The sequence below is a fragment of the Pseudooceanicola antarcticus genome, assembly GCF_900215355.1.
Taxonomy (GTDB): domain Bacteria; phylum Pseudomonadota; class Alphaproteobacteria; order Rhodobacterales; family Rhodobacteraceae; genus Pseudooceanicola; species Pseudooceanicola antarcticus.
Window position 1 is genome coordinate 748,890 of the sequence record NZ_OBEA01000001.1, and the last position, 15,009, is coordinate 763,898.

The window sequence follows — 15,009 nt, forward strand, 5'->3', positions numbered from 1 at the left end:
AAAGGGTAACTACATGCTGATCGTGGTCTCACCGGCGAAGAAACTGGACTGGAGCGAGAGAGAGCACGCGCTGACCGCGCCGCCCTTCCCCGAAGACAGCGCCGAGCTGATCTCGGTGATGCGCCGGAAGTCGGTGGCCGAGATCTCGAAGCTGATGGACCTGTCGGAAAACCTGTCGAAGCTGAACTACGACCGCTACCGCGACTACCAGGACGATCCGGCGCCCGAGGCGCTGCGTCCGGCCATTTTCGCCTTCGCGGGCGACACCTACCAGGGCCTCGACGCCCAGAGCCTGGAGGCCGAGGAAGTGGCCTTCGCGCAGGATCACCTGCGCATCCTCTCTGGCCTTTACGGCCTGCTGCGGCCGCTCGACGGAATGCAGCCCTACCGGCTGGAAATGGGCACGCGCCTGAAGACGGATCGCGGTACCAACCTCTACCAGTTCTGGGGTGACAGGATCGCGCTGCAGCTCAAGGCCCAGGCCGAGGCGCTTGGCACCGAGACGCTGCTGAACTGCGCCAGCCAGGAATACTTCGGCGCGGTGGACCGCAAGGCGCTTGGCCTGAAGATCGTCACGCCGGTCTTCCTCGACGTGAAGAACGGCGCCGAGAAGGTGATTTCATTCAACGCCAAGCGCGCCCGTGGCGCCATGGCCCGCTTCGCCATCACCCGGCGGATCACCGACAGCGCCGGTCTCGCCGACTTCGACCTTGGCGGCTACCACTTCCAGCCCGACCGGTCCTCCGAGACCGAACTGGTCTTCCTGCGCAACGCCGAGGCCATGGCCGCCTAGGCTCTTTCCGCCGCCGGGTCATGAGCATTCACGGCCTCAGAATGGAAGCAGGACGGCGCGACCAGCGCCCCTTGCACGCATCACCAGGCTGAAAATACTCCGGGGGGGAGGCGCAGCCGATGGGGGCAGCGCCCCCCACCCCCTATCCGCTCTCGCTGCGTTTTTCTGCGTCGGGCGGCGCATGGAAGGGCGCGCGCAACTCCGAAGGGGTGAGGCTGGCCAGCTTGTCCAGCACATCCGCCTTGCGCAGCGGCTTCGACAGGTAGTGATCCATGCCCGCGGCCAGGAAACGCGCCTCGTCACCGTCCAGCGCATGGGCGGTCATGGCGATGATCGGCACGTGGCGGCCGGTCACCACTTCGGTAGCGCGGATGCGGCGGGTCGCCTCCTTGCCGTCCATGCCGGGCATCGAGATATCCATGAAGATCAGGTCCGGGTCGAACTCGGTATGCATGCGAACCGCTTCCGCGCCGTTCTCTGCAAAGCGCAGCTCGATATCCGCGGCCGAAAGGATCTTCGAGAAGACCAGCCGGTTGGTCTTGTTGTCCTCTGCCGCCAGCACGCGGGCGCAACGCTGCGTGCCGGGGGCCTCGAAGGCGGGTTCAGGTGCGGGCAGCGGCGGGGGCGGGGACGTGTCGGTCGCATCGGCCACCTCGGCGGGGGCCGCGAGAGAGCGCAGCACATCGAAGAAGTCGTCGCGCAGGGTGGGGCTTTGCAGCACCGCATGCAGATGGCGCCGCGCCGGGTCGAGCTCGGCGAAATGCACCGCCGGGGTGAGCAGGATGATCGGCACCCCATGCCCCGCCTCGCGGATCGCCTCGGCCAGTTCCATGCCGTCCATGCCGGCCATGTTGTGATCCGTGATCACCAGGTCCACACCGTCGAGCAACCCAAGCGCCGCCGCTCCGCCGTCGCAGCTGATCACCTCGGCCCCCAGCACCTCGAGCTGCCTTTGCAGGATGTCCAGCTGCAGCTCGTTGTCGTCGACCAGCAGCACCCGGCCCAGGTCCTGCACCGGCTCCGGCGCCCCGTGGTAGCCCACGCCGCGCGCCACCGGCAGCCCGACCCGGAAGCCGAAGGCAGAGCCCTCTCCCAGCTCGCTGTCGACCCAGATCCGCCCGCCCATGAGCCGGATCAGCCGTTCCGAGATCGCCAGCCCCAGCCCGGTGCCCTCGAACTGACGGGAGCTTTCGGTGTCGGCCTGGTTGAACTCTCCGAAGATCAGCTGCGCCTTGTCGGGGGCGATGCCGATGCCGGTATCCTCGACCGAGACCGTGACGTTGACCTCGTCGCCCTCACCCTGCGGCAGGCCCACGACCCGGATCAGCACATGGCCATGAGAGGTGAATTTCACCGCGTTGCCCACCAGGTTGGTCAGCACCTGGCGGATGCGGCCGGGATCGCCGATGAACCCCGTCGGCGTGAAGAGATCGTAGTCGATCAGCAGCGACAGCCCCTTCTCCTTGGCGGTCGGGCGCATCAGCAGCAGCACCTCGTGGATGCAGCGTTCCAGGTCGAAGGGCACCGGGTGCAGCTCCAGCCGCTCGGCCTCGATCTTGGAGTAGTCGAGCACGTCGTTGATGATCACCAGAAGCGCCTCGCCAGAGCTGCGGATCGTTTCGGTATAAAGGCGCTGTTCCTCGGTCAGATCGGTGTCGTGCAGCAGGTCGGCCATGCCGACGACGCCGTTCATCGGGGTGCGGATCTCGTGGCTCATGTTGGCGAGGAAGGCGGACTTGGCGCGATTGGCGGCCTCGGCGCGCTGGCGGGCTTCGCGCAGCCTTCGTTCATAATGCACCGTCGAGGTGATGTTGAGCGCCAGGCTGACCATGTCGCCCTCGTGCCCGCGCTGGTCCATGAGGCGCACGTATTGGCCGTTCCACAACCGGATCACGCAGGGATCGGGGGAGGAGCTTTGCCAGCGCTCCAGCATCTCATGGCGCCAGTCGGCGGGGCGGGTGTCTCCGATGTCGATCACGCCTTCCTCGGTCGCCAGCTGCAGGGTGCGCATGTAGGTGACGCCCGGCGCGATCTCTTCCAGCCCGTCGAAGACCTTTATCCAGGCGCGGTTGGCGGCGATCATCCGGCTATCGGCATCCCAGAAGGCGAAGCCGTCGGGGATGGTCTCGATCGACAGCCAGAGCCGCCGCTCGGCCACCGCGATGCGCTGTTGCGCCACGTCCAGGTCGGACTTCACCTTCTCATGGGCGCTCAGCACCGTTTCGACCTCGGCGCGCTTTTCGTGGATCTGTTCGGACAGCAGCTTGGCGTGCCGCCCAAGCTTGCGATTGGCGGCATGCAGCTCGGCCTGTTTCAGCTCGAGCAATCGTTCGGCGGCAAGGCGCGCGCGGCGCTCTTCCGCCAGTTTGCCTGCCAGGCTCATTGCCGGTTCTCCGTTGCTGCCGGTCCTCCGGCCCCGTCGAAGACTGGCCGCGCATTCGTGAAAAATCCGTTTAGAACCATTGGCCCGGTCAAGGAATCCTTGCCCCGGCGCGGGACTGCGGGGCAGTCTGGGCCCATATTGCAGGAGATTTCCCATGACCCGAATTTTGGCGCTCTTCGCAGCAGGTCTGATCGCCCTGAGCTCCGCCATCCTACCCGCCGGGGCACAGGACAGGGCCTATCTGCCGGAAAAGAGGCTGCGGGTGATCTCTGACATGGACTTCGCCGGGGCCGACCTGCAGCAGCTCTTCGACAGTTCGGTCTCTGCCTGCCGCAATGCCTGCCTGGCGGATGACAATTGCGTCGGGCTGACCTTCAACCGCCAGAACAACTCCTGTTTCCCCAAGTCCTCGATCCGCGAAGAGGTGCCCTTCGACGGCGCCTTCTCGGCGCGGGTGGTCGAGATCCCGCAGGCGGCGCGTGACCTTGCCGCCCTGCGTGCCGCAGAGGTCGACCCCTTCGTCTCTGGCGGTCTCTTCAGCGATGCCAGGGACCTGGCGCTGCGGATCTCCTATTTCCACACGGCGGGCCATACCGAGGCAGCGGTCCTGCGCAGCCGGGCCTGGGAGCTGGGCGCCTCCGGCAGCTATGAACGCGCGGCGCGCTACGCGGGCGCCGCGGCGGCGGCCTCGGACGAGAACACCGACTGGGCGCTCTACGCGGACATGCTGCGCCAGGTCACCACGGATGATTCCAGCGAGACCACGCGCCTGCGTCGCCGCGCCATGTCGGCGGCGCTCAACGCCTACCTGCGCGCCGCAAGCGACCGGGACCGGGCTGATGCGCTTTACATGCTGGCCCTCACCTACGAGGAGAACGACCGCGGCAATGCGATGATCCCGGCGCTGGTTCTGGCAAGGCAGCTTTCGTCCCGCAGCGAAATCTCGGGGCTGCTGGACCACGCCCGCTCTCTCTACGGTTTCCGCATCGCCGAGCACGAGGTGCAGCACAACAACGCCCTGCCGCGCGCCTGCGTCACCTTCTCGGAGCCTCTGGCGAAGGGTGTGACCTACGCCGATTACCTGCGCCTGCCCGACAGTTCGATGGCGGTCGAGGCCGAGGGCGCGGATCTCTGCATCATCGGCGGCACCCATGGCGAGGGCTACCAGGTGACCTTCCGCAAGGGCCTGCCCTCACGCATGGGCGAGGTGCTGGCCCGCGATGTCGAGCTGCGCATCTCGATCCCCGACCGCGATCCGCAGGTGCGTTTCCCCGGTCGCGGCTACGTGCTGGCCTCCGGCGCCGGGGCCGCGCTGCCGGTCGAGACGGTGAACATCGACCGGGTGGATCTTGAGCTCTACAAGGTCACCGACCGCAACCTGATCCGGGCCATCCAGGAAAGCATGTTCAACCGCCAGATCTCGGAATGGGAGCTGCGCGACTTCTCGTCCGAGATCGCCACGCGGATCTGGCAGGGCGAGGGCGTGGTGCGCAAGGATCGCAACCTCGAGGTCACCACTCGCCTGCCGCTGGAAGAGGCCCTGGCCGGTGAGGCCCCCGGCGTCTACGCCCTGCGCGCCCGCGTGCCCGACAAGGAAGAATACGACTTCCCCGCCGCGACCCAGTGGTTCGTGCTGACCGATCTCGGCATGTCCAGCTACACGGGCGCGGATGGTCTGCATGCGGTGGTGCGCGGCCTGGGCGATGCCGGGGCGCGCGAGGGCGTCGAGCTGACGTTGCTGTCCACCGCCAACGCGGTGCTGGGCACGGCGCAGACCGATGCGCGGGGTTATGCCCGTTTCGCCCCCGGCCTGACCCGAGGCACCGGCGCCGCAGCCCCCGCCCTGCTGGTCGCGCGTCGGGGCGAGGGCGACATGTCCTTCCTCTCGCTCAAGGACCCGGCCTTCGACCTGACCGACCGCGGCGTGGCCGGGCGTGAGCCCGCCGGCGCCATCGACATGTTCCTGGCCACCGACCGTGGCGCCTACCGCGCGGGCGAGGTGATCCACATCACCGCTTTGGCCCGCGACGGCGTCGCCCATGCCACCGAGGAGCTGCCGGTCACCGCCATCCTGACCCGTCCGGATGGGGTGGAGTATGCCCGCAAGACAATGACATCCGAGATGGCAGGTGGCTATGTCTTCTCTTTCCCCGTGGGGGTGACGGTGCCGCGCGGCTCCTGGGGGATCGCGCTGAAATCCGATCTCGATGCTCCGGCGCTGGCCAGCACGACCGTGCTGGTCGAGGATTTCCTGCCCGAACGCATCGACGCCGAGCTTTCACTCTCGGGCGATGGCCCGATGTCGCTTGCCGAGGCGCGCGACCTCTCGGTCGAGGCGCGCTATCTCTTCGGCGCCCCGGCGGCGGATCTTGGCGTCTCGGGCAGCTACCTGCTGCAATCCGTGCCCAGCCTCGAGGCCTATCCGGGCTACCAGTTCGGCCGTTACGACGCCGCCACCGAGCGCGAGCGTTTCTATTTCGACGATGTGGATACGGATGCGCAGGGCCTGGCCGATCTGCGGGTCGACTTCGAGGGCTTCCAGCAGCAGATCCCGGCCCCTGCCGAAGTCAGCCTGCAGGTGCAGGTGCTGGAAGGCTCGGGCCGTCCAATCGAGCGCCGCCTGGCCGAAACCGTCCTGCCGGCGGAACCCTTCCTGGGCATCAGGCCCGCCTTCGACGGCGTGGTGTCGGAAGGCAGCGAGGCCAGCTTCAACCTGATTGCCCTGGGCCCCGACGCGGCCCCCGCCGAGATGGAAGTCATCTGGCGCCTCAACCGTGTGACCACCCGCTACCAATGGTACAACCAGTGGGGCAACTGGGAATGGGAGAGCTTCACCACCCGCACCGAGGTCGCCTCGGGCAGCGCCGCGCTTGGCAGCGGCCCGGTCGAGGTCTCGGCACCGGTGGAATGGGGTCGCTACGAGCTGGTCGTCGAGGGTGCGCGCGATGACCGCACTGCGGCGTCGGTCGAATTCTACGCGGGCTGGTATGTGCCGGCCGACACCACCTCGACCCCCGACACGCTCGAGCTCTCGCTGGATGCCGAAAGCTACCGGCCCGGCGACGTGGCAGAGCTGCGCATCGTGCCGCGCTACGCGGGCACCGCGCTGATCTCGGTCATGTCGAACCGGCTGATCGACATGCAGGTGGTCGAGGTCCCCGAGGGCGAGAGCATCGTGCCCCTTGAGGTGACCGAGGACTGGGGCGCCGGCGCCTATGTCACCGCCACCCTCCTGCGCCCGATGGACCTGGCCTCGGGTCGCAACCCGGCTAGGGCCCTTGGCCTCGACTATACTTCGGTCGACCCCGGCCCGAAGGCGCTGGCGGTCGAGTTCACCAGCCCGGCCGAAGCCGATCCGCGCGGCAGTTTCAGCGCCGAGATGCGGGTTTCGGGCGTGACCGAGGGCGAGCAGGCCTATGTGACCTTCGCCGCGGTGGATCTTGGCATCCTCAACCTCACCGGCTTTGAAGTGCCTGATCCCCATGGGCATTACTTCGGCCAGCGCCGCCTCGGGATGGAGATCCGCGACCTCTACGGCCGTCTGATCGACCCCGGCCAAGGTGAGATGGGGCGCATCCGTTCGGGCGGCGATTCCGCCGCCAGCGCGGGCACGGCCTCGCCGCCGCCGACCGAGGATCTGGTAACCTGGTTCTCGGGCCCGCTGCCGGTCGAAGCCGATGGCACGGTCTCTGCCAGCTTCGATATTCCCGCCTTCAACGGCACCCTGCGCCTTGTCGCCATCGCCTGGAGCGCCACCGGCGTCGGCGCGGCCAGCCAGGATCTTCTGGTCCGCGATCCGGTCGTCGTCACCGCCTCTCTGCCCAACTTCCTGGCCCCCGGCGACCGTTCCAGCCTGCTGCTGGAGGTGGTCCATACCGAAGGGCCCACGGGGCGGATGCAGCTGGCGATCGAGGCTCCGGGGCTGGAGCTGGGCGCGCTGCCCGGCGGCTTCGAACTGGGTGCCGAAGAGACCGCACGTTTCCGCGTGCCGCTCTCTGCCGGGGCGGTCGGGGATTATCCGCTGCTGGTCTCGCTGACCACGCCGGACGGCTCCGTACTGACGCGGGAGCTGACCTTGCCGGTGCGGCGCAACACGCCGGAGGTCTCGCGCACGCAGCGCTTCGACCTGGCCTCGGGCGCGACATTCACCCTGGATGCCGAGGCCTTCGACGGCTTCGATATCGACACCGCCCATGCGGTGATCTCTGCCGGTCCGCTGGCGCGGCTGGATGTGCCCGGCGTGCTCTCGGTCCTCAACCAGTACCCCTACGGCTGCACCGAGCAGATCACCTCGAAGGCCATGCCGCTGCTCTCTCTCGGGACGGTGGCCGAGAGCATGGGGCTGGCCAGCCAGGCAGAGATCCGGACCCGTATGGATCAGGCCATCGACCGGGTGCTCTCGCGCCAGCGCGCAGATGGCGCCTTCCGGCTGTGGTCCGGGGGCGGCGGCACCTCCTGGCTGGACGCCTATGTCACCGACTTCCTGTCGCAGGCCCGCCTGGCCGGCTACGAGGTTCCCGACCAGGCCTTCACCCGCGCGCTGGAAAACCTGCGCAACATGGTCAACTACGCCCCCGATTTCACCGCCGAGATCAACGGCGGCGGCGAGGCGCTGGCCTATCAGCTGATGGTCCTGGCGCGCGAGGGTGAGGCCTCGATGGGCGATCTGCGCTATTATGCGGATGTGAAGGGTGGGGACTTCGGCTCTCCCATGGCGGCGGCGCAACTGGGTGCGGCACTGGCGCTCTACGGTGACCAGCCGCGCGCCGATGCGATGTTCGCACGGGCGCAGCAGCTGCTGACGCCGCTGCGGCAGGAGGGCGCGCGGGTGATCCGCAGCGACTTCGGCACCTCCATGCGCGATGCCGCCGGGCTGCTGACGTTGGCCGTCGAGGCGGGCTCGGATGTGCTTGATCGGCAAGCGCTTCTGGCTGATCTCTCCTCGGTCGAGGGGCCGCTTTCGACACAGGAAAGCGCCTGGACACTGATGGCCGCCGAGGCGTTGATCAGCGATCCGGCGACCGCGGGGCTGTCGGTGGACGGGGCCCCTGTCGATGGCCCGATGATCCGCACCCTGCGTGGCACCGCCCCCACCCCGGTGGCGATCCGCAACGAGGGCGCGAAGGTCACCGACCTGACCCTGACCACCATCGGCGTGCCCGAGGGGATGCTCTCGGAAGGCGGCTATGGATACGCAATCGAACGGAAATACTACTCCACCGATGGCGAAGAGGTCTCTCCCGATGGGGTCCGCATGGGCACACGGTTGGTGGTCATGCTGAAGGTCACCCCCTTCGAGGAAACCGGCGCCCGGCTGATGGTCAACGACCCGCTGCCCGCCGGCTTCGAGATCGACAACCCGCGCCTGCTGCGTTCGGGCGATCTGGGGGCGCTGGAATGGGTCGAACGCGCCTCGCCGGAGATGAGCGAATTCCGCTTGGACCGCTTTCTTGCAGCGGTGGACTGGAGCAGCGATGACAGCTTCACCCTGGCCTATGTGGTCCGCGCGGTGACGCCGGGTGACTACCTTCTGCCGGCCGCCTCGGTCGAGGACATGTACCGCCCGCGCTACCGCGCCAATACCTCTGAGACCCGGATCAGGGTCGTCGAATGAAGCCGCGCCGCGCCGCCCTCTCGCTGCTTGCCCTGGGGCTTTGCCTCTGGGGCGGGGGGCTGGCGCGGGATCGCTTCGACGCCTGGGTCGGGGCGACCGAGCTGCCACCGCTCGCACCGGCCCACTCGGTCGAGATGCGCGCGGCCGACGGTGCCCTGCTGCGGGCCTATACGGTCGAGGATGGCCGCTGGCGGTTGCAGCTGGCGCTCGACGAGGTGGACCCGCTCTACCTGGCGATGCTGCGCGCCTACGAGGACCGCCGCTTCGATGACCATGCGGGGGTGGATGGCGTGGCCCTGCTGCGCGCCGCGCTGCAAGCGGTGCAGCATGGAGAGGTCGTCTCGGGCGGCTCGACCCTGACCATGCAGGTGGCGCGATTGCTGGAACACAGTGGCACGGGGCGCTGGTCCGGCAAGCTGCGGCAGGCACGGCTGGCGCTGGCGCTGGAGCGGCGGTTGAGCAAGGCGCAGATCCTGTCGCTCTACCTCACCCTGGCCCCGATGGGGGGCAACCTGGAGGGGCTGCGCGCCGCGACGCTGGCCTATTTCGGCAAGGAACCCGCCCGGCTGACCCCCGCCGAGGCCGCGCTGCTGGTCTCTCTGCCGCAATCCCCCGAGGCGCGCCGCCCGGACCGCGATCCCCTGGCCGCGCAGGCTGCGCGGGATCGGGTCCTGGCGCGCATGGTCGACGCCGGAGTGATCGACGCCGAGACCGCCGAGGCCGCGAGGGTCGACACCGTCCCGCGCGCAAGGCGACCTTTCCCGGCGCTGGCCCCGCATCTGACCGACCGCGCGCGGGCCGACGCGCCCACCCTGATCCGCCACGACCTGACGCTGGACGCCAGCCTTCAGGCCAAGCTCGAGGCGCTGGCCTCGGACGCCTTGCAGGGGCGGCAACAGGATCTCTCGATCGCCATTCTGGTCGCCGATCACCGCAGCGGAGAGATGCTCGCCTCGGTGGGGTCGCGTGGATTTTCCGCGCAGGCGCAAGGGTTTGTCGATATGACGCGGGCCCTGCGCTCGCCTGGCTCCACGCTGAAACCGCTGGTCTACGCGCTGGCCTTCGACCGCGGGCTGGCCCATCCCGAGACCATGATCGAGGACCGTGCGACGGATTTCGCAGGCTACCGCCCGGTGAATTTCGACGGGCGCTTCCGGGGGCCGGTCTCGGTGCGCGAGGCCCTGCAATCCTCGCTCAACCTGCCCGTGGTCTCGCTGACCGAGGCGCTTGGCCCGGCCAATGTCATGGCCGGCCTGCGCCGCGCGGGTGTCGAGGCCGAACTGCCGGGGGGCGTGCCGGGGCTGGCGATCTCGCTTGGCGGGCTCGGGGTCTCGCTCGAGGATCTTGTACGGCTCTATGGCGGTTTGGCGCAGGGGGGCGCGGCGATGAACCTGCACTGGCGTATGGGTGACCGGGCGGAGGCGTCCGGTCGCATCACCTCTCCGGCTGCCGCGTGGCAGGTCGGGCATATCCTGAGCGAGCTGGTGCCGCCCGATGGCGGGCCGCGGGGGCGGGTGGCCTGGAAGACCGGCACCTCCTACGGGCACCGCGATGCCTGGGCCATCGGCTATGATGGCGCGCATGTGGTGGGGGTCTGGATCGGTCGCCCGGACGGCACCCCGGTGCCGGGGGCCTTCGGTGCCGACCTGGCCGCGCCGCTGCTTTTCCGCGTGTTCCAGAGGATCTCTCCGCAAACCGAGGAGCTGCCCGCGCCGCCGCGCGAAGTGCTGCTGGTCAGCAATGCCGAACTGCCACAGCCCCTGCGTGAGTTCCGCCGCCGGGGGGCCGCACGGCACGACCCGGATGCGCCGAAGCTGGCCTTCCCGCCGGATGGCGCCATGCTGGAACTCGGCGCCGCCGATCTGCCGGTGCGTGTCGACCGCGGCCGCCCGCCATTCACCTGGCTGCTGAATGGTGCCCCGGTGCTGACCGGCCAGCGCCGGGCCGAGGCCCTCCTGCCCGGACCCGGACCCGGTTTCGCGGATGTGACGGTGGTTGATGCAGACGGCCGCTCTTCCCGCGCCTCGATCCGCCTGAACTAGGGCAGGGCGGCTAAACCGGCTTTCCCCGGCCCCCGCTTCATGGCACATCTGAGCCCCAAGCAACCGGGGATAGACACATGAGTTTCGGCAAGGGCTGCCACCTTCACCTGATCGACGGATCGGCCTTCATCTTCCGCGCCTACCACGCGCTGCCGCCGCTCACCCGGAAGTCGGACGGGCTGCCCATTGGCGCCGTCTCGGGCTTCTGCAACATGCTGCACCGCTACGTCGAGGGGAACACCGGCCCCGACGCGCCGACCCATGTCGCCGTGATCTTCGACAAGGGCAGCCATACCTTCCGCAACGACCTCTATGACCTCTACAAGGCCAACCGAGAGGCCATGCCCGAGGATCTGCGCCCGCAGATGCCGCTGACCCGCGAGGCCACCCGCGCCTTCAACATCGCCTGCGAAGAGATCGAGGGCTACGAGGCCGATGACATCATCGCCACGCTTTCTTGCCAGGCGCGCGATGCGGGCGGGCGCGTGACCATTATCAGCTCGGACAAGGACCTGATGCAGCTGGTCGGCGACGGGGTCGAGATGCTGGACGCGATGAAGAACCTCCGCATTGACGTCGAGGGGGTCGAGGCCAAGTTCGGCGTCACGCCCGACAAGGTGATCGACGTGCAGGCGCTGGCGGGCGACTCGGTCGACAACGTGCCCGGCGCACCGGGCATTGGGATCAAGACGGCGGCGCTGCTGATCAACGAATATGGCTCTCTGGAAGAGCTGCTGGACCGCGCCGAAGAGATCAAGCAGCCCAAGCGCCGCCAGACCCTGATCGAGAAACGCGAGCAGATCGAGCTGTCGAAGAAGCTGGTCACGCTGGATTGCAACACGCCGCTGGGTTTCACCCTGGACGATCTCGAGGTGAAGGAGCCGGACCCCGATGTCCTGCTGCCCTTCCTGGCGCAGATGGAGTTCCGCACCCTGACCAAGCGCATCGCCGAGGGCCTGGGCGTCGAGGCACCGAGCGTGCCCGAGCCCGAGGTTTCCGCCGGCACCGGCGCGATCGAGGACAGCGTGCCCGACGCGCCGGCGATCAACCCCGAGGCTTATGAGACCGTCCGCGACGCCGAGGCTTTGCAGAATTGGATCGACCGCATCCGCGAGGTCGGCCATGTCGCCGTGGATACCGAGACAACCGGCCTCGACGAGATGCGCGTCGACCTCGTCGGCATCTGCCTCTGCGTCGATGCGGGCACGGCCTGCTACGTTCCCCTGACCCACAAGGCCGAGGGCGAGTCCGGGGGCCTTTTCGGCAACGACGAGCTGGCCGAGGGGCAGATGCCGCTGAACCAGGCGCTCGACATGCTGAAGCCGGTGCTTGAGGACGACGCCGTCCTGAAGATCGGCCAGAACATGAAGTACGACGCCAAGATCCTGAAGCGTTACGGGATCAACGTGGCGCCCTTCGATGACACGATGCTGATCTCCTACGCGTTGAACGCGGGTCTGCACGGGCACGGGATGGATACGCTCTCGGAGCGCTATCTCGATCACGTGCCGATCCCGATCAAGGAGCTTCTGGGTTCAGGCAAGTCGATGATCACCTTCGACCGGGTGCCGATCGACAAGGCTACCCGCTATGCCGCCGAGGATGCCGACATCACCCTGCGTCTCTGGCAGGTGCTGAAGCCGCGCCTGCACCGCGAGAAGGTGACGACCGTCTACGAGACGCTGGAACGCCCCCTCTCGCCCGTGCTGGCCGAGATGGAGATGCATGGCGTGCAGGTCGACCGCGACACGCTCTCGCGCATGTCCAACGCCTTTTCCCAGAAGATGGCGCAGCTCGAGGCCGAGATCCACGAGTTGGCGGGGGAGAGCTTCAACGTGGGCAGCCCGAAGCAGCTGGGCGAGATCCTGTTCGACAAGATGTCCCTGCCCGGCGGCAAGAAGGGCAAGACCGGCGCCTATGCCACCGGGGCGGATATCCTTGAGGATCTGGCGACCGAGCATGAGCTGCCCGCGCGGGTGCTGGACTGGCGGCAGCTGTCCAAGCTGAAATCGACCTATACGGATGCCCTGCAGGAGCACATCAACCCCGAGACCGGGCGGGTGCATACCTCTTACGTGCAGACGGGGGCGAACACGGGCCGCATGGCCTCGACCGATCCGAACCTGCAGAACATCCCCGTGCGCTCGGAAGAGGGCCGCCGCATCCGGGAGGCCTTCGTGGCACCCGAGGGCAAGGTTCTGCTGTCGCTCGACTATTCGCAGATCGAGTTGCGCATCCTCGCTCATGTGGCGGGGATCGACGCGCTGAAACAGGCCTTCCACGAGGGGCAGGACATTCACGCCGCCACCGCCTCCGAGATGTTCGGCGTGCCGCTGGACGAGATGACCTCGGAGGTGCGCCGTCAGGCCAAGGCGATCAACTTCGGCGTGATCTACGGCATCTCGGGCTTTGGCCTCGCACGCAACCTGCGCATCCCGCGGGCCGAGGCGCAGGGCTTCATCGACCGCTATTTCGAGCGCTTCCCCGGTATCCGCGAATACATGGACGAGACCACGGCTTTCGCGAAGGAAAACCTATACGTCCAGACGCTGTTCGGTCGGAAGATCCACACGCCCGAGATCGCCGCCAAGGGCCCCCGCGCCGGTTTCGCCAAGCGCGCCGCGATCAACGCGCCGATCCAGGGCACGGCGGCGGATATCATCCGCCGGGCGATGATCCGGATGCCCGAAGCGATTGCCAAGCTGCCCGCCAAGATGCTGCTGCAGGTCCACGATGAATTGGTCTTCGAGGTCGAAGCCGGCGCGGAAGAGGACGTCATCAAGGCCGCTCGCGCGATCATGGAAGGTGCCGCCGATCCGGCGGTGAAGCTGGACGTGCCGCTGGTCGTGGATGCCGGGCGCGGGGCCAACTGGGCCGAGGCGCACTGATGTTGGCGGGGTGGGTTCGCGCCCACCCTACGCCAGTTGATGGGGCCGAGAGTTCGATTGGCACTGGGCGCAGCGGCGAGGGCGTGCGCGGCGGGGTGAACCCCGCCCTACGCAATCGTCGCGTAATGTGGATGCCAATCCAGCTTCCCTACGTGTCAGGCGAACCCGTCCGCCACCCGGATCTCGCCGGCCAGCAAGCCGCGGCGCGAGCGCAGCTCGGGGTTCAGCCGTTCCTTCGCCGCCGGATGGGCCGGGTCCAGCACACCATACTTCACCAGCAGCGCCGCGATGGCCGCCTCGCTGGCACGGGTGGTGCCGTCGAGCACCTTCAGCGCGATGCCCAGCCCCTTGCCGGGCAGGATCGCCACGAAGACCGCCTCGGCGCCGGTCTTGATCGCCGCCTGGCCGTTCATTGCCCGCATCAGATCGGTGCAGGCGCGGGTCTCTCCGGCGACCATCTCGGGGTAGGTCATCATTGCCTGGGTCAGCCGGGCCTGGGCGCTTTCGCGCAGGCCCTGGCCTTCACGTGCCCCGGCGAAGCGGCCCATGGCGCGCGCCAGACCCAGCAGAGAGGTCGAGAAATTGGGCGCCGAGCAGCCGTCCACGCCCCAGCCCCGGATTGCCTCTCCGGTCACCTCTTCAAAGGCCTGCAGCGAGGCCTGCTGCACGGGGTGATCGAACTCGGTGTACTCTGAGCCGCCGCCGAGGTGGCGGTTCAGGGTCAGGAAACCCGCATGTTTGCCCGAGCAATTGTTGTGGATCTGGCAGGGGCTTTCCCCGGCGCGGATCAGCGCATCGCGGGCGGGGATGTCGGCGGGCTCCTGCGGGCCGCAGCGCAGATCGGCCTCGCCCATGCCCATCTCGCCCAGCCAGGAGGTCACGGCCTCGGAGTGGATCGCCGCGCCGTTGTGCGAGGCGCAGGCCAGCGCCAGTTGCTTCGGGCTGAGCCCGGCGGCATCGGCGGCGCCGCTTTCCAGCAGCGGCAGGGCCTGCACCATCTTGCACGACGAGCGCGGGTAGATCACCGCCTGCGGGTTGCCCCAGGCCTCGACGATCTGGCCCGTGGTGTCGACCACCACCGCATGCCCGTAGTGCAGCGATTCACAAAGGTTGCCGCGCCAGAGCTCGACCATGGGCACGGCGCCCCTGTCCTGTGCCCCGATCATGTTGCCATGGCTCTCTGCGCCCGAAGCCTGCATGGGATGTCCTTTCGACGTTCACCGTGATGTGCCCGATCCATGTGCGAAATCTCGCCAATCGGTCTTTCGCTTGTGGCAGTATCTCGGCTA

General features: G+C 68.1%; 6 protein-coding genes. 4 read left to right on the top strand and 2 right to left on the bottom strand.

Features of this window, described 5'->3' with window-relative positions; all coding sequences use genetic code 11:
* Positions 1–13 precede the first annotated feature (13 nt).
* Positions 14–793, top strand: coding sequence for a peroxide stress protein YaaA (gene yaaA, locus CRO50_RS03685; protein WP_097144500.1), 780 nt, complete (start codon positions 14–16; stop codon positions 791–793).
* A gap of 142 nt (positions 794–935) precedes the next feature.
* On the opposite strand, the gene CRO50_RS03690 is transcribed toward yaaA, so the two are convergent.
* The gene (locus tag CRO50_RS03690) at positions 936–3,176 is read right to left on the bottom strand and encodes a response regulator (protein ID WP_097144501.1); all 2,241 of its coding nucleotides are present in this window, start codon (positions 3,174–3,176) and stop codon (positions 936–938) included.
* A 154-nt stretch (positions 3,177–3,330) separates the two neighbouring features.
* Between CRO50_RS03690 and CRO50_RS03695 the strand changes: the two genes are divergently transcribed.
* From CRO50_RS03695 to polA, 3 genes are all read left to right on the top strand, one after another.
* Positions 3,331–8,790, top strand: a complete 5,460-nt coding sequence (locus CRO50_RS03695; protein ID WP_097144502.1) for an alpha-2-macroglobulin family protein — start codon at positions 3,331–3,333, stop codon at positions 8,788–8,790.
* Positions 8,787–10,832: a penicillin-binding protein 1C gene (pbpC, locus tag CRO50_RS03700; protein ID WP_097144503.1), complete on the top strand. Its 2,046-nt coding sequence runs from the start codon at positions 8,787–8,789 to the stop codon at positions 10,830–10,832. Before CRO50_RS03695 ends, pbpC begins: the two co-directional genes overlap by 4 nt.
* A 77-nt stretch (positions 10,833–10,909) precedes the next feature.
* Positions 10,910–13,720 carry a DNA polymerase I gene (gene polA, locus CRO50_RS03705; RefSeq protein WP_097144504.1) on the top strand — a complete coding sequence of 937 codons (2,811 nt, stop codon included), beginning with the start codon at positions 10,910–10,912 and terminating at the stop codon, positions 13,718–13,720.
* Between the two features lie 155 nt (positions 13,721–13,875).
* Here the strand turns inward: polA and CRO50_RS03710 are convergent, their stop codons facing one another.
* On the bottom strand, positions 13,876–14,886 hold the full coding sequence (locus tag CRO50_RS03710) for an asparaginase (protein WP_232617706.1): 1,011 nt from the start codon (positions 14,884–14,886) through the stop codon (positions 13,876–13,878).
* Between the last annotated feature and the right edge of the window lie 123 nt (positions 14,887–15,009).